This is a genomic window from Variovorax ureilyticus (genome assembly GCF_037889935.1).
Lineage (GTDB): Bacteria > Pseudomonadota > Gammaproteobacteria > Burkholderiales > Burkholderiaceae_C > Variovorax > Variovorax ureilyticus.
In genome coordinates this window covers 239826-260516 of sequence record NZ_JBBKZU010000005.1, presented here as the reverse complement: position 1 = coordinate 260516, position 20691 = coordinate 239826, and the positions used below count along the sequence as shown (strand labels likewise).

Annotated in this window: 20 protein-coding genes and 1 riboswitch; of the genes, 12 read left to right on the top strand and 8 right to left on the bottom strand. The window is 66.3% G+C overall.

Annotated elements, in window-relative coordinates; genetic code table 11:
* Nucleotides 1-71 precede the first annotated feature (71 nt).
* Entirely contained in the window at nucleotides 72-2057 is a 1986-nt protein-coding gene (locus tag WKW77_RS13600) for a monovalent cation:proton antiporter family protein (RefSeq protein ID WP_340357374.1), read from the bottom strand.
* Between the two features lie 98 nt (nucleotides 2058-2155).
* Between WKW77_RS13600 and WKW77_RS13595 the strand changes: the two genes are divergently transcribed.
* Genes WKW77_RS13595 through WKW77_RS13580 form a run of 4 tightly spaced genes read left to right on the top strand, consistent with a single transcriptional unit; the run spans nucleotide 2156 to nucleotide 5124 of the window.
* Nucleotides 2156-3157 carry a KpsF/GutQ family sugar-phosphate isomerase gene (locus WKW77_RS13595; protein ID WP_340357373.1) on the top strand — a complete coding sequence of 334 codons (1002 nt, stop codon included), beginning with the start codon at nucleotides 2156-2158 and terminating at the stop codon, nucleotides 3155-3157.
* Nucleotides 3157-3705, top strand: a complete 549-nt coding sequence (locus tag WKW77_RS13590) for a KdsC family phosphatase (protein ID WP_340357372.1) — start codon at nucleotides 3157-3159, stop codon at nucleotides 3703-3705. The genes WKW77_RS13595 and WKW77_RS13590 overlap by 1 nt, the downstream gene beginning before the upstream one ends.
* Nucleotides 3702-4343, top strand: coding sequence for an LPS export ABC transporter periplasmic protein LptC (lptC, locus tag WKW77_RS13585; RefSeq protein ID WP_340357371.1), 642 nt, complete (start codon nucleotides 3702-3704; stop codon nucleotides 4341-4343). Before WKW77_RS13590 ends, lptC begins: the two co-directional genes overlap by 4 nt.
* 7 nt (nucleotides 4344-4350) lie before the next feature.
* Nucleotides 4351-5124 (top strand): SDR family oxidoreductase, encoded by a 774-nt coding sequence (locus WKW77_RS13580; protein WP_340357370.1) that lies wholly within the window; start codon nucleotides 4351-4353, stop codon nucleotides 5122-5124.
* An 84-nt stretch (nucleotides 5125-5208) separates the two neighbouring features.
* Here WKW77_RS13580 and WKW77_RS13575 read toward each other — a convergent pair whose 3' ends face one another.
* Nucleotides 5209-5718, bottom strand: coding sequence for an RNA recognition motif domain-containing protein (locus tag WKW77_RS13575; RefSeq protein WP_340357369.1), 510 nt, complete (start codon nucleotides 5716-5718; stop codon nucleotides 5209-5211).
* Nucleotides 5719-5970: 252 nt separating this feature from the next.
* Nucleotides 5971-6144, top strand: a riboswitch (yybP-ykoY riboswitch).
* 14 nt (nucleotides 6145-6158) lie between these two features.
* Between WKW77_RS13575 and WKW77_RS13570 the strand changes: the two genes are divergently transcribed.
* The 5 genes from WKW77_RS13570 (at nucleotide 6159) to WKW77_RS13550 (ending at nucleotide 9876) form a co-directional block, all read left to right on the top strand.
* A complete protein-coding gene (locus WKW77_RS13570) occupies nucleotides 6159-6725 on the top strand; it encodes a TMEM165/GDT1 family protein (protein ID WP_340357368.1) in 567 nt (188 codons plus the stop codon).
* A gap of 132 nt (nucleotides 6726-6857) precedes the next feature.
* Nucleotides 6858-8012, top strand: a complete 1155-nt coding sequence (gene metX / locus WKW77_RS13565; RefSeq protein ID WP_340357367.1) for a homoserine O-succinyltransferase MetX — start codon at nucleotides 6858-6860, stop codon at nucleotides 8010-8012.
* Nucleotides 8009-8593 (top strand): methionine biosynthesis protein MetW, encoded by a 585-nt coding sequence (metW, locus tag WKW77_RS13560; protein ID WP_093167502.1) that lies wholly within the window; start codon nucleotides 8009-8011, stop codon nucleotides 8591-8593. The genes metX and metW overlap by 4 nt, the downstream gene beginning before the upstream one ends.
* Nucleotides 8594-8623: 30 nt before the next feature.
* Complete coding sequence (locus WKW77_RS13555) at nucleotides 8624-9211, top strand: IMPACT family protein (RefSeq protein WP_340357366.1); 588 nt, start codon at nucleotides 8624-8626, stop codon at nucleotides 9209-9211.
* A 131-nt stretch (nucleotides 9212-9342) separates the two neighbouring features.
* Nucleotides 9343-9876 (top strand): bactofilin family protein, encoded by a 534-nt coding sequence (locus tag WKW77_RS13550; RefSeq protein WP_340357365.1) that lies wholly within the window; start codon nucleotides 9343-9345, stop codon nucleotides 9874-9876.
* A gap of 7 nt (nucleotides 9877-9883) precedes the next feature.
* Here the strand turns inward: WKW77_RS13550 and WKW77_RS13545 are convergent, their stop codons facing one another.
* Nucleotides 9884-10705 carry a DUF72 domain-containing protein gene (locus WKW77_RS13545; protein ID WP_340357364.1) on the bottom strand — a complete coding sequence of 274 codons (822 nt, stop codon included), beginning with the start codon at nucleotides 10703-10705 and terminating at the stop codon, nucleotides 9884-9886.
* Nucleotides 10706-10828: 123 nt separating this feature from the next.
* Here WKW77_RS13545 and WKW77_RS13540 point away from each other — a divergent pair, with 123 nt between their 5' ends.
* Together WKW77_RS13540 and WKW77_RS13535 are read left to right on the top strand one after the other, a co-directional pair.
* Nucleotides 10829-12322: a M20 family metallopeptidase gene (locus WKW77_RS13540; RefSeq protein ID WP_340357363.1), complete on the top strand. Its 1494-nt coding sequence runs from the start codon at nucleotides 10829-10831 to the stop codon at nucleotides 12320-12322.
* A complete protein-coding gene (locus WKW77_RS13535) occupies nucleotides 12319-13164 on the top strand; it encodes an alpha/beta hydrolase (RefSeq protein WP_340357362.1) in 846 nt (281 codons plus the stop codon). The genes WKW77_RS13540 and WKW77_RS13535 overlap by 4 nt, the downstream gene beginning before the upstream one ends.
* Here the strand turns inward: WKW77_RS13535 and WKW77_RS13530 are convergent.
* From WKW77_RS13530 to WKW77_RS13510, 5 genes are all read right to left on the bottom strand, one after another.
* A complete protein-coding gene (locus WKW77_RS13530) occupies nucleotides 13161-14333 on the bottom strand; it encodes an MFS transporter (protein WP_340357361.1) in 1173 nt (390 codons plus the stop codon). The two genes, WKW77_RS13535 and WKW77_RS13530, sit on opposite strands and share 4 nt — an antisense overlap.
* An 81-nt stretch (nucleotides 14334-14414) precedes the next feature.
* Nucleotides 14415-14882, bottom strand: a complete 468-nt coding sequence (locus WKW77_RS13525) for a YidB family protein (protein ID WP_340357360.1) — start codon at nucleotides 14880-14882, stop codon at nucleotides 14415-14417.
* Nucleotides 14883-14920: 38 nt separating this feature from the next.
* The gene (locus WKW77_RS13520) at nucleotides 14921-16276 is read right to left on the bottom strand and encodes a M20/M25/M40 family metallo-hydrolase (protein ID WP_340357359.1); all 1356 of its coding nucleotides are present in this window, start codon (nucleotides 16274-16276) and stop codon (nucleotides 14921-14923) included.
* A gap of 32 nt (nucleotides 16277-16308) precedes the next feature.
* Nucleotides 16309-17019, bottom strand: coding sequence for a 16S rRNA (uracil(1498)-N(3))-methyltransferase (locus WKW77_RS13515; protein ID WP_340357358.1), 711 nt, complete (start codon nucleotides 17017-17019; stop codon nucleotides 16309-16311).
* A gap of 60 nt (nucleotides 17020-17079) precedes the next feature.
* On the bottom strand, nucleotides 17080-18174 hold the full coding sequence (locus tag WKW77_RS13510) for an aminoglycoside phosphotransferase family protein (RefSeq protein ID WP_340357357.1): 1095 nt from the start codon (nucleotides 18172-18174) through the stop codon (nucleotides 17080-17082).
* Between the two features lie 100 nt (nucleotides 18175-18274).
* On the opposite strand from WKW77_RS13510, the gene WKW77_RS13505 reads away from it, so the two are divergent.
* The gene (locus WKW77_RS13505) at nucleotides 18275-20689 is read left to right on the top strand and encodes an LPS-assembly protein LptD (protein ID WP_340357356.1); all 2415 of its coding nucleotides are present in this window, start codon (nucleotides 18275-18277) and stop codon (nucleotides 20687-20689) included.
* Nucleotides 20690-20691: the final 2 nt, after the last annotated feature.

The following is a 20691-nucleotide window of genomic DNA, read 5'->3' as shown; positions in this document are numbered from 1 at the left end:
TCCGGCCTGCCGGCGACTGCACGATCACGGCGGTACGCTGGAAGGTCCCTGCGGCCCGAGCCTGCGCCGCATCAGCCCTTCTGGAGCTTGTCGATGGCCATGGCCAGCGCCCCGGGCTTGCCCGACAGCACCAGCGTGTCGCCGTCCGCCAGCACCGCGTCGTCCGTCGCAGGGGCGGTCTTGCCGTCGCGGCGGCGCAGGCTGGCGACGCGCACACCCAGCGCTTCGAGCGCCAGCCGTGCCAGGGGTTGGCCGATGGCGCGGGCGCCCGCCGAAAGCGTGAAGGTGTTGAGTCGTTCGTGATCCAGCTCGTCGGCCTTGTCGTCGTCCGCGCCGTGGAAGTAGCCGCGCAGCAGGTTGTAGCGTGCGTCGCGCTGATCCTGCACCACCCGGATCACGCGCCGCATCGGCACGCCGACGAGTGCCAGCGCGTGGCTCGCGAGCATCAGGGAGCCTTCGATCGCTTCGGGCACCACTTCGGTCGCACCGGCCTTCTGGAGTTTTTCGAGATCGCGGTCGTCCTGGGTCCGGACGATGACCGGCACCTGCGGCGCGTGGGCGCGGGCATTCGCGAGCACCTTCAGCGCCCCGGGTACGTCGTGATAGGTGACGACCAGGGCGCTCGCCCGTGCGAGGCCCGCCGCCATCAGCGCCTGCAGCCGCGACGCATCGCCGAAAACGACGGAGTCGCCGGCGGCAGCGGCCTGCCGGACGCGGTCGGGATCGAGGTCGAGCGCTAGGTAGGGAATCCCCTCCCGTTCCAGGACGCGCGCCAGGTTCTGTCCGCAGCGCCCGTAGCCGCAGATGATCACGTGCTGGGCCGTGTTGATCGTCTTGCGGGCGATCTGCGTCATCTGCAGCGACTGCTGCAGCCAATCGCTGGCGACCAGCCGCCGGACGATGCGGTTGCTGTACATGATGATGAACGGCGTCGAGAGCATCGACAGGACCATCGACGCCAGTACCGGATTCACCAGCCACTCGGGCAGAAGGCTCTTGCCCTGCGCCAGCGCGAGCAGCACGAAGCCGAACTCCCCGGCCTGCGCCAGATAAAGGCCCGTGCGCAGCGACACGCCCGTCGTCGCGCCCAGCAGTCGCGCGAGCGCGGTGACGAGCGCCAGCTTGAACGCCAGCGGCAGCAGGAGCAGCAGCACCACCACCGCCCAGTGCTGCACCACGACGTGCCAGTCGAGCGACATGCCGATCGTGATGAAGAAGAGGCCCAGCAGCACGTCGTGGAACGGGCGGATGTCCGTTTCCACCTGGTGCTTGAACTCGGTCTCCGACACCAGCATCCCGGCGACGAAGGCGCCCAGCGCCAGGCTCAGGCCGGCCATTTCCGTCAGCCAGGCCAGGCCCAGCGTGACCAGTAGCAGGTTGAGCATGAAGAGTTCCTCACTGCGCCGGCGAGCGACGAGCGTCAACCACCATCGCATGATGCGCGGCCCGCCGTAGAGCAGCACGGCAATCAGCAATGCCGCCTTGACGACGGCGACCGCGAGCGCCTTGAGAAGTGCTTCGGGCGGCGCGCCCAGGGCGGGGATGATGACCAGCAGGGGAACCACCGCCAGGTCCTGGAACAGCAGCACCCCCATGACCCGCTTGCCGTGCTCGCTGTCGATTTCCAGGCGTTCGGCCATCAGCTTCACGACGATCGCGGTGCTGCTCATGGCGAGCGCGCCGGAGAGCACCAGCGCCGTCTGCCAGTTCAGCTGCCGGGCGGCCGGCAGCAGCGTGGACACCAGCAGCGCGCCCGCGGTCGCGATCGCGATGGTCAGCACCACCTGGAGCATTCCGAGGCCGAACACGTGCTTGCGCATCGCCCGCAGCTTGGGCAGGCTGAATTCGAGGCCGATCACGAACATGAGGAACACCACGCCGAACTCGCCCAGGTGCTGGATGCCTTCGGAGTTCTGCGCGAGCGCGAAGGCGTGCGGCCCGATCAGAACGCCGGCCGTCAGATAGCCCAGCATCGGCGGCAGCTTGAGGAACCGGCACGCGACCACGCCGATCACTGCAGCGAGCAGATACATCAGGGTGAGATCGAACGAGGTCATGAGCCGATGCTACTGAATGTGGCCCGCTTCCCGCGTCCCGCGTTTCACCCTGTTCCCCCTATTTCTGCCGTTCCGGTCGCGCCCGATAAAATTCCGCGATGAGCTCACGCCCCGACCCGTCCTCCGCGGCCACTCCCGAAGCCATGCTTGCGCGGGCGCGCATCACCTTCGACATCGAAGCCGCGGCCGTGCTCGGCCTGAAGGATCGCGTCGGACCGAGCTTCGTCGAGGCCGTCCGAAAGATCCTCGACGTGCGCGGACGCGTCGTCGTGATGGGCATGGGCAAGAGCGGCCACGTCGGTCGCAAGATCGCCGCCACCCTCGCTTCCACCGGCACGCCGGCGATGTTCGTGCACCCCGCGGAAGCGAGCCATGGCGACCTCGGAATGATCAAGGCCGTCGATCTCGTGCTCGCCATCTCCAACAGCGGCGAGGTCGAGGAGCTCACCGTCATCCTTCCCGTGGTCAAGCGCCAGGGCGTGCCGCTGATCGCGATGACCGGCCGAGTGGATTCCACGCTGGCACGCCACGCCGACATCGTTTTGGACAGCGGCGTCGAGAAAGAGGCGTGCCCGCTCAATCTGGCGCCGACCGCCAGCACCACGGCGCAAATGGCACTGGGCGATGCCCTGGCTGTCGCCTTGCTCGACGCGCGCGGGTTCGGCACCGAGGATTTCGCCCGATCGCATCCCGGCGGCGCGCTGGGCCGCAAGCTGCTCACCCATGTGAGCGACGTCATGCGCTCCGGCGACGACGTGCCGCGCGTGCCGCCGGATGCCAGCTTCACCGATCTGATGCGCGAGATGAGTGCCAAGGGACTCGGCGCGGCAGCGGTGGTCGGTTCCGATGGCCGGGCGATCGGCATCTTCACCGACGGCGACCTGCGCCGGCAGGTCGAGACCGGCGCGGATTTGCGCGCGCTGACGGCGCGGGACGTCATGCACGTCGGGCCGCGCACCTTGCGCGCCGAGGCGCTCGCCGCCGAAGCGGCAGAAGTCATGGAGCAGCATCGCATCACCAGCGTGCTCGTCGTGGACGCGTCCGGGGTGCTCATCGGCGTGCTCAGCATCAACGACCTGATGCGCGCGAAAGTCATCTGATGCCGGTGGAATTCAAGGCGCAGACCCTGCTCGCCGCGCAGGACGTTCGCCTCGCGTTCTTCGACGTCGATGGCGTGTTGACCGACGGCGGCGTGTATTTCAGCGAGCATGGCGAGACGCTCAAGCGCTTCAGCATCCTCGACGGCTATGGCCTCAAGCTGCTTCGCCTGGCCGGCATCAAGCCGGCGGTGATCACTGGTCGCGACTCGAAGCCCTTGCGCGTGCGGCTCGAGGCGCTCGGCATCGAGCATGTGCGCTATGGCACTGAAGACAAGTTGCCCGCCGCCGAGGCCATGCTGGCATCGCTGGGGCTGGAATGGAAACAGGCAGCCGCCATCGGCGACGACTGGCCCGATCTGCCCGTGCTGATGCGCGTCGCATTTGCCGCGGCCCCCGCGAACGCGCATCCCGAAGTGCGCGCCGTCGCCCATCATGTGACCCGCGCGCGCGGCGGCGAAGGCGCGGCGCGCGAGTTTTGCGACCTGCTCCTGACCGCGGGCGGGCACTACCGTCGATTGCTGGATGCTGCACGGGGCCTGCCCGCATGAAGTCGGCCTGGCGCCTGTTGCGTGACGGATTCGATCGCGTCACGATCTACCTGCCCCTGATCCTGACTGCGACGCTCGCGTTGGGCACCTATTGGCTGGTCCGCAATGCGCCCAAGCTGCTGGAGCCGGCGCCCAAGGAGGTGGCGGTCCACGAGCCCGATTTCTTCATGCGCGACTTCGTCGTGAAGAGCTTTCTGCCCAACGGCGAATTGCGCAGCGAGCTGTTCGGCAAGGAAGGCCGGCACTACCCCGACAACGACACGCTCGAGGTCGATGAGGTACGCTTCCGCTCCATCTCGGACGAAGGGCTTGTGATGCACGGCTCGGCGCAGCGCGGACTGTCGAACGGCGACGGCACCGAGATCCAGTTGTTCGGCAACGCGATCGTGGTTCGCGATGCCGCGGTCGGGCCCAACGGCACTCCGATCCCGCGCCTGGAGTTTCGTGGTGATTTCCTGCATGTCTTCACTGACACGGAACGCGTGAAGTCGAACAAGCCGGTCGAACTGACGCGCGGCACCGACAAGTTCACCTCGGACTCGATGGACTACGACAACGCAACCGGCATTGCCAATCTTCATGGCCGCGTGCGCGGCCTCCTGATCCCGTCGCAGGCGCCGCCGGCCGGTAGGCGCTGACATCGACATGAAGCATCTCGCGTTCATTACCGGCGCATCCAGCGGGATCGGGCAGGCACTGGCGGCACGCTTTCATGCGGCGGGCTACGACCTTGCGCTCGTTGCACGGCGTACCGCAGAGATCGAAGCCTGGGCCGCCGAGAAGAAGATCGACGCCACTCGCTGTGCAATCTACAACGCGGACGTGGCCCAGATCGACAGCATCGTCGCGGCGGGCGCGGCGTGCCTGGCGCGACAGGGCCTGCCGGATGTGGTGATCGCCAACGCCGGCATCAGCGTCGGAATCGATACCGCGGAACGCAGCGACCTGGACGTGTTCGCGCGCTTGCTGGCGATCAACAACGTCGGCGTTGCCGCGACCTTCCACCCCTTCGTGCGCGCGATGCAGTCGCGCGGCAGCGGTCGGCTCGTGGGCGTCGGCAGCGTCGCCGCCATTCGCGGCCTGCCTGGACACGGCGCCTACTGCGCAAGCAAGGCGGGCGTGGTGGCCTATTGCGAGAGCCTGCGCACCGAGCTTCGCGGCAGCGGCGTGAAGGTCGTGACCATTTCGCCGGGCTACGTCGATACCCCACTGACGCAAGGCAACCGGTACGGCATGCCGTTCCTGATGCAGCCGTCCGAGTTCGCCGACAAGGCGTTCCGCGCCATCGAGTCAGGCGCGAGCTACCGCGTGATTCCGTGGCAGATGGGCGTGGTCGCGAAGCTCCTGCGGATGCTGCCCAATGCCCTGTTCGATCGCGTCGTGCAAGGCCGCGGGCGCAAGCGGCGCGCCGGCGAATAGGCTGAGTCTCCAAGAAGCCCCGACCACGAAAAAAGGCTCCCGAGGGAGCCTTTTCAATTCCGATGCGGAGGGATGGGCGAGCGATCAGTAGCCGCTGTTGCCACCGCTGCCGCCGCCGTAGCCGCCGCGGCCGCCACCACCGCCACCGCGGGGACCCGCGCCGTAGGGGCTGCGGAAACCGCCATCGCCGCCGCGACCGCCGCCGCCACCACCGTAGCCGCCACCACCGCCGCCGCCGTAACCGCCGCCGCCGCTGCGACCGCCACCACCGTAGCCGCCGCCGCCACCGCCGTAACCACCACCGCCGCCGCCACCACCGTAGCCGCCGCTACGCGGAGGACGCGCTTCCATGGGGCGCGCTTCGTTCACCACCACGCTGCGACCACCCAAGGGCTGACCATTCATGCCGTTGATGGCTGCCTGCGCTTCCGCGTCGCTGCCCATCTCGACAAAGCCGAAGCCCTTGGAACGACCGGTGTCGCGTTCCATCATGACTTTGGCGCTGGTGACGGCACCGAATTGGCCGAAAGCTTGCTCGAGATCGCCGTCGCGCACCGAGTAAGGCAGATTACCGACGTACAGTTTGTTGCCCATCAAGGGACTCCTAATAAACACAGAAAAAAAGCGATGGAGTCCCGAAAGCACCACCGGTCGAAAACACTCGACGAGTTGCGCGAAACTGACCGATCACCGATTGCATCCGCCCCGGAATGCGGAGGGATGCTCGCTCATTATGTGGGAAATACGTGGTGTGCAACTAGGAATTTGCCCCCATTACCACGTGCGACATAAATAAACTACAAGTTGGCGCGCACTTACAATGTCGGCCCGCCCATACGCTACAATCCCGTCGTCATTGGGGAGTAGCCGCCTTCCATTGCGAGAAGGGTTTGCGTCAACAGACTTGTCCTACAACCTGTGGGATATGGCGTAAGCAGCGTGCAGCCTGGCGAGACCTTTGACCGCGCGACTTCGGGTTCGGCCGAGGAGAGGCGCGGTCAATTGCGTCTTCGGCCGAGGAAACCCACCTGTTCATGGAAGCTTTTTTTGTTGCAACCGGCGTGGTCGCGCTCGCCGAAATGGGCGACAAGACCCAACTGTTGTCCCTCGTGCTCGCCGCACGGTTTCGCAAGCCCTGGCCCATCGTTCTCGGCATCTTCGCAGCCACCGTGCTGAACCATGCGTTGGCCGGCGCGGTCGGAAACTGGGTCACGCATTTCCTCGGTCCGACGGTCCTTCGATGGATTCTCGGCGGCTCCTTCATCGCGATGGCCCTGTGGATGCTCATCCCGGACAAACTCGACGAGGACGAACTCCCCAAGTCCTCGCACTTCGGCGTCTTCGGCACCACGGCGATCGCCTTCTTCCTCGCGGAGATGGGCGACAAGACACAGATTGCGACCGTCATGCTCGCAGCGCGCTACGTGGATGCATACGTCTGGGTCGTCGTCGGCACGACGCTGGGCATGATGCTGGCCAATGCGCCTGTCGTGTGGCTGGGCGAGCGCATCGTGCGCCGCGTGCCGATCAAGCTCGTGCACAGCATCTCCGCGGTCATCTTTCTGGTGCTGGGCGTGGCCGCGCTGATCGACTGGGGTTGAGTCCCGAGTCGGCGTGCAGGGCATATACTTCTGCACGCGCCGATTTGCTCCAGCTTGCGGGCGCTTGATAAATGCAGCTAAAGACGGACGCCGTGACCCGGCTCGTTTTTGGCGAGGCCGGGTTTTTCATTCATGTCGTTCGTCGTCACTCCGCAATCGATGCAGTTCGCCGGGCCGCTGGGCTTGCGCAGCGGCGCGTCGATTTCCAACTACTCGCTCGCCTTCGAAACGTACGGCGAGCTCAACGCGGACCGCAGCAATGCGGTGCTCGTCTGCCATGCACTGAACGCGTCGCACCACGTGGCCGGCGTGTATGCGGGCCAGGAGAAGTCCGACGGCTGGTGGGACAACATGATCGGCCCCGGCAAGCCGGTCGACACCGATCGCTTCTTCGTCATCGGCATCAACAACCTCGGGTCGTGCTTCGGCTCGACCGGTCCGATGCACCTGAATCCTGAAACGGGGCGCGCCTACGGTGCCGACTTTCCGGTGGTGACGGTGGAGGACTGGGTCAACGCGCAGGCCGGTCTCCTCGACGCGCTGGGCATCCGCACGCTGGCCGCCGTGATGGGCGGCAGCCTCGGCGGCATGCAGGCGCTGTCGTGGACGCTCCAGTATCCCGAGCGGGTGCGCCACGCGGTGGTCATCGCGAGCGCGCCAAGCCTCACCGCGCAGAACATCGCATTCAACGAGGTCGCGCGCCGCGCGATCGTGACCGATCCGGACTTTCATGGCGGCCACTTCTACGAACATAGCGTCATCCCGCAACGAGGGCTGCGCATCGCGCGAATGATTGGCCACATCACCTACCAAAGCGACGACGTCATGAACGAGAAGTTCGGCCGTGCGTTGCGTCATGCGGTCGAAGGCACCTCGGGCCGCCAGGATTTCCTCTATTCGACGCAGGAAGTTGAGTTCCAGATCGAAAGCTACCTGCGCTACAACGGCGACAAGTTCAGCGAGTACTTCGACGCCAACACCTACCTGCTCATCACCCGTGCGCTCGACTATTTCGATCCCGCACAAGCGCATGGCGGCGATCTTCGCGCCGCGCTGGCCAAGGTCACGGCCAAGTTCCTGATCGTGAGCTTCAGCACCGACTGGCGTTTCTCGCCGGCGCGCAGCCGTGAGATCGTGAAGGGTCTGCTCGACAACCGGCGCAACGTGAGCTACGCGGAGATCGATGCGCCGCACGGCCACGATGCCTTCCTGCTGGACGATGTGCGCTACATGAGCCTCGTGCGTTCCTATTTCGATCGCATTGCTGCGTCGGAGGTCACCCCATGAGCGACCTCGACACGCAACAACTCATCGCACGCCTTGTGCCGCAAGGCTCCCGCGTGCTCGATCTCGGCTGCGGCGACGGCGCTCTGCTCGATCTTCTGCAGCGCGAGCGCGGCTGCAGCGGCTACGGTGTCGAGATTGCCGACGGCAACGTGCTGCATTGCGTGCGTCGCGGGGTCGACGTGATCCAGCTCAACCTCGACGAAGGCCTCGCGATGTTCGACGACGCCTCGTTCGACGTGGTCCTACAGATCGACACGCTCCAGCATCTGCGCAACGCGGAGGTGATGCTGCGCGAGACGGCGCGGGTGGGCCGCATCGGCATCGTGGCCTTCCCGAACTTCGCGCACTGGCCCAACCGCATCAGCATTGCGCGCGGCCGCATGCCCGTGACGAAACGGCTGCCCTATCAGTGGTACGACACGCCGAACATCCGCGTGGGCACGTTCAAGGACTTCGAGGTCCTCGCAGGCAAGAACCGCCTGCGCGTGCTCGATGCCTTCGGGCTCGAGAACGGGCGCGAGGTCCGCTGGCTGCCCAATGCGCGCGCGAGCACAGCGGTGTTCAAGTTCGAGCGCGGCTGAGCGCGCAAGCGAGGCCGGCCGGAGCCGCACATGTCATTCACGCTGGCGGCGCCCGTCCATAGCGAACTGATCATTCGGAAGAGCCGGTTCATCGGTTGCGTGCAGCCGGTCGCGGATCGCGCCGCCGCGCACTCCGTCGTCGCTAGCTTGCGCAGTGAACATCCCGGTGCCGCGCATGTCTGCTGGGCACTGATGGCCGGTGGCCAGTCGGCCGCGAACGACGATGGTGAGCCGGGCGGAACGGCGGGCCGCCCGATGCTTGAAGTGCTTCGGCATCACGAACTCGAACGCGTGCTCGCTACCGTCGTGCGCTACTTCGGCGGCGTGAAGCTCGGCGCTGGCGGGCTGGTCCGTGCCTATACCGACAGCGTCGCGCAAGCCCTGGCCGGCGCGGCACTGATTCCGCTGGTGCGGCAGCGCGCATTGCATTGCGCAGTGCCCTATGCGCTCGAAGGCTTGGTGCGAAGGGAAATCGCAAGCGTCGGGGCGGCGCTGATCGATGTGCGCCACGGGAGCATGGTGCGCTTCTCCTTCTCGCTGCCGGAGCCTTCCGCGGACGCATTCATGACGCGCCTCGACGACGCCACGCAAGGCCGCGCTGCATGGTCGAAGGGATGAGAGTGCGTGGAGAGAAAACGAAAGTGTCCATTCGGGGCTTTGGGTGACTTATTCGGTTACGCCTCTTGCGCAATGAAGTGCCGCCAACCGTAATGGCGTTCTTAGGATAGGCGTTTTCGAGGAGCTCCCCATTGGCTACACAGTCCCCCTTCTTCGGCAAGCGTGATCGCGACGCCGACAATCTCACGTCCCGTCCCGCGCCGCTGATGGGTTCCGGCACCAATCTCTCGGGCACGCCCGTCAGCCCCTCGTCCCTCACCACGCAAGCCGCCAACGCCGCCGCAAGCGTCGCCAAGGAAGGCGGCAGCAAGCTGACCGTCGGCCCGAACATCAAGCTCAAGGGCGTCGAGATCACGGACTGCGACACGCTCGTGGTCGAAGGCCTGGTCGAGGCCACGATGGATTCGCGCGTGATGCAGATCGCCGAGCAGGGCGCCTTCAAGGGCTCGGCCGAGATCGACATCGCCGAGATCCGCGGCCTGTTCGACGGTAACCTGACCGTTCGCGAGAAGCTCGTGATCCACTCGACCGGCAAGGTCACCGGCAAGATCCGCTACGGCAAGATCATCATCGAGGAAGGCGGCCAGCTTTCCGGCGAGATCAGCTTCGGCGCCGCGACCTCGGGCAGCAAGCCCGCGACGTCCGCGCTGCAGGCCGCGGCCTGAGTCGCGTTCAGCGCAATCGCTCGATCAAGGCACCGGCAGCCGCCGGTGCCTTTTCTTTTGCGCCGTTGATGAAGAAGACGAACACATCACGCGCACCCGCGCCGTTGTGCCTGCCTTCGTCGAGCCGTGCGAGCGAAGAAGGCACGCCGCCCTTCGCCCAGGTCCTGGCGGTATCGGCCCACTCGTCGAGCGCCTTGGGCGCATAGCCGGCGGCGTACTTCGCGTCGCTGTTCATCAGGCGCGCATACACGAAGTCGCCGGTGAGATCCGCGATCGAAGGGAACTTCGGCGAATCCGTGAACACCGTCGCCACCTTGTACTTGCGTGCCAACGCGAGGTACTCGGCCGTGCGGAAGCTCGCGTGCCGCACGTCGAGCACATGGCGCAGCGCGCGGCTGCCCTCCTTCTTCGGCAGCAGTTCAAGAAAGCCGGCGAGATCCTCGGGATCGAAAACCTTCGTGGGCATGAACTGCCACACGATCGGCCCCAGCTTGCTGCCGAGTTCGGCTATGCCGCTCTCGACGAAACGGCGGATCGAATCGCCGGCGGTCGCGAGCGCCTTGCGATTGGTCGCGAAGCGGGAGGCCTTGAGCGAGAACACGAAGTCCTCCGGCGTCTCGTCGTGCCACTTCTTGAAACTCGCCGGCTTGAAAGTGCTGTAGTAGGTGCCGTTGACCTCGATCGCGGTGAGGTGTCGGCTCGCATAGTGGAGTTCCTGCGCGTGCGGAAGACCGGCCGGGTAGAAGTTGTCGCGCCACGGCTCGTAAGTCCAGCCGCCGATGCCGACGCGGATGCGTTGTGTTGCTGAGACCTCGGTGTGCGCAGGCATGGCAGTCCTCAGGAGCAATGGCGAAGCCCGCCTTTTAGCGCATGCGGTGGCGGGTTGTCACTCGCACGAGCGGCGCCGATACGCACTAACATCTTTCTTCTCACCCCCGCGGAGTACCTCTCAATGAACGCCCCCCTCCATCGCGAAATGCCCGCCGGCCTGCTCGACGCCGAACGCGCGCTCTCCGATGTCTCGTCCAAGTGGGACAACGACATCGTCCGGCAACTCACCGACTACATCGCAATCCCGGCCAAGTCGCCGGGCTTCGACAAGGATTGGGTGCAGAACGGCTATCTCGAAACGGTGATGCGCAACGCGGCCGCGTGGGTCGAAGCGCAGAAAATCGAGGGCCTCAAGCTCGAGATCGTGCGGCTCGAAGGCCGCACGCCGGTGCTCTTCTTCGAAGTGCCGGCCACCGGCACGAGCATGACCGAAACCGTGCTGATGTACGGCCACCTCGACAAGCAGCCCGAGTTCACCGGCTGGCGCAACGACCTCGGCCCGTGGACGCCGAAGTACGAGAACGGCCTGCTCTACGGCCGCGGCGGTGCGGACGACGGCTATGCGGTGTACGCCAGCGTCGCGGCAATCCAGGCGCTCAAGGCGCAAGGCGCTGCGCACCCGCGCATCGTCGGCATCATCGAAACCTGCGAAGAGTCCGGTTCGTACGACCTGCTGCCTTATGTGGATGCATTGCGTCCGCGCCTTGGTGAGGTGTCGCTCGTCATCTGCCTTGATTCCGGCGCCGGCAACTACGACCAGCTGTGGCTTACCACCTCGCTGCGCGGCATGGCCAGCGGCACGCTGAAGGTGGAGATCCTCACGGAAGGCGTCCATTCGGGCGATGCCTCGGGGCTCGTGCCTTCGAGCTTCCGCATCATGCGGCAGGTGCTCGACCGTCTCGAAGACAGCAAGACGGGTCGTCTTCTGCCACAAAGCTTCCATTGCGAAGTGCCGACCGAACGCCTGGCTCAAGCCAAGGCCACCGCCGCGATCCTCGGCGAAGAGGTCTACAAGCGCTTCCCCTGGGCGCACTACGACTGCGGCGGCGCAACCGCCTTCGCGTTGCCGACCACGACCGATCCGGTCGAGGCGCTGCTCAATCGCACCTGGAAGCCGACGCTCTCCGTGACCGGCGCCGAGGGCTTCCCGGCACTGAAGGACGCAGGAAACGTGCTGCGTCCGTACACCGCATTCAAGCTGTCGCTGCGCCTTCCCCCGTTGGTCGACGCGGACCAGGCGGTGCAGCAGCTCAAGACGCTGCTCGAAGACAACGCGCCCTATCAGGCCAAGGTCACGTTCGACAGCCACGGTGGTGCGACCGGATGGAATGCACCGGAGACCGCGCCGTGGTTCGAACGCGCACTCAACGCCGCATCGCGCGCCCACTTCGGCGCGGACTGCGGCTACATCGGCCAAGGCGGCACCATCCCGCTGATGAACATGCTGAGCGTCGGATTCCCCAAGGCACAGATGATGGTCTGCGGCGTGCTGGGTCCGAAGAGCAATGCGCACGGCCCGAACGAATTCCTGCATGTGCCGTATGCGAAGAAGCTGACGGCTGCAGTGGCGGAGGTCATCGCCGCGTTGCCGCTGGCCGGCGCCGTCGCCGCTTGAGGCCGCAGCCCGCGCGCCACACGCTGCGCACGCCCGACAGCGAGACGCTGGCCATCTGCGATTGGCCGGTCCAGTACGGCGCCGCGCGGGCGGTGATCCTCGTGGTCCATGGGCTCGGCGAGCATTCGGGCCGTTACGCGCACGTGGCCGAGCGGCTCAACGACTGGGGCTTTGAGGTGCGCGCCGTCGATCACCATGGGCACGGCGCATCCAGCGGTGCACGCGGCGGACTCCCGACGGTGCATCGGCTCATCGACGATCTCGCGCTCGTGATAGACGACACGCGGCGGACGTACCCGGCCCTGCCCTTGGTGCTGCTCGGACACAGCCTCGGCGGGTTGGTGGCGGCCAGCTTCGTTGCGCGCGGTGTGCGCAAGGTCGATGCGCTGGTGCTGTCGTCACCGGCGCTCGATGCAGGGCTGAGCGCGATCCAGAAGCTCCTGGTCGCGACGCTTTCACGCATTGCGCCGGCACTGCGCGTGGGCAATGGGCTCGACCTGCACTACCTTTCGCACGATCCCGTGGTCGCGAAGGCCTACCGCGCAGACGCCTTGTGTCATGACCGCATCGGCGCGCGCCTTGCGAGGTTCCTTGCCGACGAGGGTGCCAACGTGCAGGCCGTCGCAGCGCACTGGGTCGTGCCCACGTTGCTGATCTATGCCGGTGATGACCGGCTCGTGAATCCGGCCGGCAGTCGCGCTTTCGCGCACGCCGCGCCACCCGGGATGATCAGCTCGACCTGCTACGCCGACCACTATCACGAGATCTTCAACGAGCGCGACGCCGGGCCCGTCTTCGAACGACTCCGCCGCTGGCTCGAGGAGCGCTTCGCCAATCCCTAGGCGGTTGCGGGCGAGGCTGCTCGCCGGCGCGCCAGCCAGAGCAGCGCGATCCCCGTCAGCGCGAGGGGGACCAGCGAGCCGAAATTCAGCAGACGCCAACCCTGCGTCGTAACCAGCACGCCGGAAGCGAACGAGGTGAGCGCCAGCGTGGCGAACATGCAGAAGTTGAGCGCGCCCTGCGCCCGATCCTTCTCATCGGCCGTGAAGGTGGTCAAGGAAAGCGTGGTGGCGCCGGTGAAGAGGAAGTTCCATCCGATGCCCAGCAGGAACAGCGCGATCACGAACTGCTGCAGATCCACGCCGGACAGCGCCACCGCAACGCACGCCAGATTGAGCAGCAGCCCGGTGCCCATCACCGGCAGCACGCCGAGGCGCCGAATCAGATGGCCCGTGAAGAAGCCCGGCGCGAACATGCCGATCACGTGCCATTCGAGAACGAACGCGACGTCCTCGAACGGAAGGCTGCAGACCTGCATCGCGATCGGCGTGGCGGCCATCAGCAGGTTCATCACGCCGAAGCCCAGCGAGCCGGCGACGGCGGCCACGATGAATGACGGCTGGCGCGCGATCTCCGCGAGCGCGCGACCGCCGGCCGTGGCGTTTTTCGCCGACGGTGCGGGGAAGTCGATGAACTGCATCATCGCCATCGACATCAGCGCGATGATGGCCAGCGCGAGGTACGCGCCGGCAAAAGGCACCTCGAACCAGTTGCGCGTGACCGCGGCGAGGTTCGGGCCGGCGACGGCGCCGATCAGGCCGCCGGCCATCACCAGCGAGACCGCCTTCTCGCGCCAGTCGGGCGCGGCGAGTTCCGCCGCGGCAAATCGGTAGAGGTTGGCGTTCGCGTTGTAGTAGCCGGCGACGACCGTTGCCAGGCAGAGGAGCCAGAACTCCTTCATCACCGCCGCCTGTGCGCACAGCAAGGCGGCAACCAGCGCCACCCCCAGCCCGATCTGGAAAGAGCGTCGCCGGCCGAAGCGCTTCTGTGTACGAGCCACGAGCCCTGTCGACAGTGCGCCCCCCACCACATAGGCCATGACCGGTAGCGTCGCCATCCATCCGCGCGGCGCGAGCGAGAGGCCGACGAGCCCATTGATGGCGATGAAGGCGACGTTGTTCGTGAGGAAGAGGCCTTGGCAGAAGGTGAGCAGCCAGAGATTGCGGTTCATGGAGTGGTTGTGCAGTGGGCTCGTGAAAATGGCGCCTCGCGGCGCCATCATGTTGCTGGAAGGAAGCGGGCTGTGCGCCCTTCAGCCCTTCTGGAGAAGGCCGCTCAACGAAGACAGCAGATCCTCGTGGTTGCCGAGTCCTTCCGCCGGCACCTGGCCCTTGGGCGTCAGATGGTCGATCAACGTGGGCAGCAGCGTGGCGAGCAATGGCAGGAGCGTCGCGCTGTTCATGCCCAGCTTCTGCGCAATGCCCGAGACGACGTCGCTGCCCAGCACGTCCTGGAGCTGCCCGCCCGAGATCGGCGCGTTCTCGCCATGGCCGATCCACGAGCCGATGACGTCGCCCATGCCTGCCTGTTCGAACTTCGACACCAGGCCGCCCAACCCGCCCTGCTCGCCGTTGTTGGCGAGCAGTCCGCCGAGCGCGCCGGCGATGTTGCCCAGATCACCCAGCCCGCCCGGGCCGCCGAGACTACCGATACCGCCTGCCTGTGGTTGCGCCTGGCCGCCGCCGAGCACTTGTCCGAGAACCGAATCGAGCAATCCCATGATGGGCTCCTCTGAGATGCAATGGAAGGAATGCGCCCCTACCGGGAACGCGGCGGGCGCTTCGGAAGCAGCGGTTCGCTGACACCCTGTACGCCGACCAGTCCGAGCACGGTCACCAGGGCATTCTGCGCGCCCTTCCACCCGTCTGTCACGTCGATCCATTCGGTGAGCGCGTGAAAGCCGCCGGTCTTGCCGCCGCTGCCGATGATGATCGCCGGGATTCCGAGCGACATCGGCACGTTGGCATCGGTGCTCGCGCCCGTCAGCAGCGTCTTGTGACCGAAGGCGGCATTGGCACGCACGGCGGCTTCGACGATCACCGAGTCCGATGCGGTACGGCCGCCGAGCCGGTCGCCGATCAGCTTGGTGCTGGCGCTCAGGGTCGAGACGTTCCAGCGCTTGTTCTCCTCCGCCACCGCTTCGTCGATCGCTGCGAGGACCTTCTTCTCGGTGTCGAGCAACGCATTCATGTCGTCGGACCGGATGTCCACGGCCATGCGCGCGTCCGGCGCGATCGTGTTGACCGACGTGCCGCCGCTCACGAGGCCCACGGTGAAGGTCGTCTTGGGGAAGCCCGGGGTCTTGATGTCGGAGATCTTCGCGATGGCTCGGCCCATTCCGTGGATCGCACTGGGCACCTGTCCGAAGGCCGCGTAGCTGTGCCCTCCCGGGCCCTTGAAGTGCACCTCGTAGCGATGACTGGCCGTGCCGAGCACCAGCACGTTGCCGTCGGGCGCGGGCTCGAGGCCGACCATCCCGTCGATGTCGAGGTGGTCTCGGAAGATGGCCTTCATGCCGCGCAGGTTGCCGAGCTCTTCCTCGCCCACGTTGCCGACGAAGATCAGGTCGCCGACCGTCTGGATCTTGTTGTCGTTCAGCACCTTGAGCCACGACAGGAGCACCGAGAGCCCGCGCGTGTCGTCGGAGATGCCGGGCGCATGGAGCTTGCCGTCGCGCTCCTTCACCTTCACGTCGGTGCCGGCCGGGAAGACGGTGTCGAGGTGCGCCGAAACGAGCAGCTTCGGGCCGTTGCCGGTGCCCTTGCGAATGCCGGTCACGTTGCCTTCGGCATCGATCCTCGCGTCGCCGAGGCCGAGGGCCTTCAGGTGCGAAAGAAAGGCCTCGGCGCGCTTCTGTTCCTTGAAAGGCGGCGCTTCGATTTCAGTGAGGGTCTTCAGATCTTCGATGGAGCGATCGTGGTCGGCCTTGACCGCTTCGAGCAGGTCCTTGATGGCCGGAGCGGCGAGCAGTTGCGTGTAAGCCTGATCGACCGCCGGCCGTACCTGCGAAGGTGTCGGCGCCACGGCATTGCTCTGGGCCTCGACGCCGGCCGCGGCGCAGAGCGCCGCGAGCATGACGGGCGCGAATCGGATGGCAGAAGGACGGAACGGCATGAGGTCGTGGAATCGGGAGCGTTTGCAGCGGGTCAGGAAAGGAATGCGAGCGCCGCGAGCGCGGCGGTCTCGGCGCGCAGGACACGGGGCCCGAGTGACAGCGGCACGAAGCCGCGCGAGATCGCATCCTTTTCCTCGATGGGGCTGAGGCCGCCTTCCGGCCCGCTCAGCACCCAGGCATGGCGAAAGTCATTCTGAGCAAGCTCGCGTGCGGGACGGGTTCCCTCCGCGAGACTGAGGATGAAACGTGGCGAATCGCCGGATTGTGCGGCGAGCCAGTTCGCGAAGGTCTGGACTGGATGGATTTCCGGCACGCGATTGCGCCCGCATTGCTCGCACGCGGCGATGGCGATCGCCTCCCAGTGCGTGCGCTTTTTCTCGGCGCGCTCGCCGCTCAGCCGAAGCACCGCATGCGCGGTCATGAGGGGCTGGATGCCGGCGACGCCGAGTTCGGTGGCTTTCTCGACCAGCCAGTCCATGCGCTCGTTGGCCGGCATGCCGACCGCGAGATGAATCGCGCGCGCCGCTTCGCGCTCGACGGCGACACGTTCGCCCACGCGCACCTCGACGTCGCTGCGGCCCATGCGTTCGACGGTGGCGGCGTATTCACCGCCGGTGCCGTCGAACAGCGTCAACGCGTCGCCGGGTTGCATTCGCAGCACCTGCACATGGCGCGCGGCACCGGGCGGCAGCGAGAGAGAACTGTCGGAAGCCAGCGCGACGGCGCAGTGGATCCGGGCCACGTCAGCTTCCCATGGGGCGCGGGAGAGAGACACGCAGCGCGCGAAGCCTGGCGGAGAACGTCATACCCTTCCGTAGGCGAAGCCGGTCACCGGCGCCGTGCCTTCGATCTCGTCGATCGCGCGCAGCAGCGGCGTCAGTTCGCGATAGCGGCCGGCCGTGGCCCGGATGTAGTTGATGAAGCGCGGGGCATCGGCCAGGTACTTCGGTTTGCCGTCGCGCAGCGTGAGCCGCGCGAAGATGCCTGCGACCTTCAGGTGGCGCTGCAGACCCATCCATTCGACCGCACGATAGAAAGCGCCGAAGTCCTCGTCGACCGGCAGGCCCGCCTTGCGGGCCTTTTGCCAGTAGCGCACGGTCATGTCGATCACGAAGTCCTCCTCCCAGCTCAGGAAGGCGTCGCGCATCAGGCTCGCGATGTCGTAGGTGATCGGCCCGTGGACCGCATCCTGGAAGTCCAGCACGCCCAGGGGCGCACCGCTGCCGACCATCAGGTTGCGCGGCATGAAGTCGCGGTGCACGTAGACGCGCGGTGCCGCCAGGTTGTTCTCGACGATGAGGTTGAAGCTGCGGTCGAGACGCTCCTTGAGCTTGCCTTCCGCCGTCATGCCGCGGTGCTGGCCCACGTACCACTGCGGAAACAGCGATAGCTCGCGCTCGAGCAGGGCCCTGTCGTAGGGAGGCAGCACGTCCTGCTCGGAGGCCAGCTGCCAAAGGATCAGGCTGTCGATCGCCTGCTCGAAGAGGGGGCGCGCGGCAGCGGGATCGGCGGGGTCGATCACGTCCAGCATGGTCTGGAAGCCGAGGTCGTCGAGCAGCAGGAAGCCGTTGTCACGGTCCCACTCGAGGACGTGCGGCGCCTTGACGCCGGCGGCGGCCATGAGGCCGGCGACATGGACGAAGGGCTCGCTGTTTTCCTGCGCCGGCGGCGCGTCCATCACGATGCGCGTCAGCGCCTCGTCGCCCGTGTCGACGCGGAAGTAGCGCCTGAAGCTGGCATCGGCGGAGGCGAGCCGGACCGTATCAGGAAGCAAGCGATGTTGCGGTGCGATGCGCTCGATCCAGCGCTGAAAAGTGTGTGCGCGCGCAGGGTCCGTCCACACGGGAGGCTGGGAGGCGGTGGCGGCGCTGCGGGCCGGTGGCTGAGAGGCTGTCATGGATAATCAATTCTACAAATCCGCCTGGCGCGGAGCCTCTCAACCCGGTGGCCCCCGGCGCCGCCTTCCCCCTCCAGACGACATTTGTCCTTCCGTACCGATGCCTGACCTGAACCGAGCCGCCTGGCGCCGGTGCCGCCCGCCTTTGCCGCTGGCCGTGCTGTCGCTCGCCCTGCTGCATGCGCATGCTGCGTGGGCACAGGAGGCGGCCCTGGATGCGCCGCTGGTGCTCAAGCGCACGCCACAGCTCACCGAAGTGATTCCGGAGAACCTGCGCGGACGCATGCCGAGCTTCGTCGACGGGGATCGCATTTCCGGGCAACCCGACCTCGGCACCATCGTCGAAGGCAATGCCACGCTGCGGCGTGGCGACACCCTGATCCGCGCCGACCGTCTCGAGTACTACCAGCCCGAGGATCGCGCCCGGGCCACCGGCAATGTGCATGTGAACCATGCCGGCAACATCTACGAAGGCCCCGAGCTCGAGCTCAAGCTCGAAACCTTCGAGGGCTTCTTCAACAGGGTGCGCTACCAGTTTCTCGCCAATGGCGGGCGTGGCGACGCGGAGCGGGTCGACTTCATCGACAGCAATGTATCGATCGCCCGCATGGCCACCTACACCACCTGCCGCCCGGAAGACTATCCGGGATGGATGCCGGCCTGGCTGCTCAAGGCGCGCACCATCACCGCGGACACCGAGGAAAACGTCGGTGTCGCGACCAGCGCGCAGATCACGTTCATGGGCATCAGCACGCCGCCGTTCCCGTCGCTCAGCTTCCCGCTGAGCAACGATCGCAAGTCGGGCGTGCTGCCACCCGTCATCGGGATCGACAGCGTCAACGGTTTCGAGGTCACGGCGCCTTACTACTGGAACATCGCGCCCAATCGCGATGCGACGCTCTATCCCACCTTGATGAGCAAGCGCGGCATCAACCTGGGCACGGAGTTCCGCTACCTCGAGCCCACGTACAGCGGCGAGATCCGTGCCGACTACATGCCGGAAGACAGGCTGCGCGATCGCGACCGCTGGGGCATCTGGACGCACCACGAGCAACGCTTCGACGCCAAGGCGCTGGGGCTCGACTCCCTGACGGGCTCGCTGAGCATCAACCGTGTGAGCGACGATGACTACTGGCGCGATTTCACGCGCACGCCGTCCCTCACGCAGCGGCTGCTGGCCAACGACGGCATCTTGCGCTGGAGTTCCGGCGACTGGAGCGGCACGGCGCGCGCGCTCAGCTATCAGACGCTTCAGTACGCGCCTTCGCCCATCCTGCCGCCGTACGACCGGCTGCCGCAGATCACGGCGGACTACAACAAGTACGACTGGAACGGCTTCGACTTCTCGCTCAATACCGACTACTCGCGCTTCCGCGGCCCCGGCCCGCTCGTGCAGAAGGAACTCGCCGGCTATGTGCAGCCGGACGGCGAGCGCGTGTTCGGGCTGGCTTCGCTGAGCCGCCCCTTCCTGACGCCGGGTACCTTCGTCATCCCGAAGGTGATGCTGAACGCGACCGCCTACCAGTTCGACGCGCCGCTCACCACCAATGGCGCGACGTCGGCCACCCGCGTGGTGCCGACCTTCAGCCTCGACAGCGGCATGATCTTCGAGCGCGACGCCAATTATTTCGGCCGGGCGTTCCGGCAGACGCTCGAGCCGCGCGCGTTCTACGTCTACACGCCCTACCGCAACCAGAACGACCTGCCGAACTACGACTCGGCGGCCAACGACTTCAGCTTCGCGACGGTCTACACCGAGAACGCCTTCTCAGGCAACGATCGGATCTCCGACAGCAACCTGCTCACCCTGGGGGTTACGTCGCGCCTGATCGATCCCGAGACCGGCGCCGAGGCGGCACGCTTCGGGGTCGCTCAGCGCCTGCGCTTCGCCGACCAGTTGGTCACCTTGCCAAACGGCACGCCGGTGACCGATCGTTTCAGCGACATCCTGCTCGGCGCGCAGATCAACTGGACGCCCAAGTGGAGCGTGGACGGCACGGTCCAGTACAACCCGGACGAACACAACTCGACCCGCACCGCGATCAGTGCCCGCTACAGCCCCGGCCCGTATCGCACCATCAGTGCCGCCTACCGCTACCAGGCCGACTCCACGTCGACCTCCAACGACGGCAGCAAATCGATCGACGTCGGCTGGCAGTGGCCCATCAACGACCTCTGGGGCGATTACGGCAAGGATCTGGGACCGGGAAGGGGTCAAGGCGGCGGCCGCTGGTACGCTGTGGGCCGTCTCAATTACAGTCTGCAAGACAGCAAGCTGACGGACGGCGTGCTCGGCTTGGAATACGACGGCTGCTGCTGGATCGGCCGCGTGGTGGTGGAACGGATCACCACCGGGCAGATCACAGCCAGCACCCGGATCATGTTCCAGCTCGAACTCGTTGGCTTCGCAAGCGTCGGATCGAGCCCTGCGCGCACTTTGACGCAGAACATCCAACGCTACACCCCGCTGCGCCAACCGGGGCTGGCGCCGAGCCGGTTCACCAATTACGACTGAGA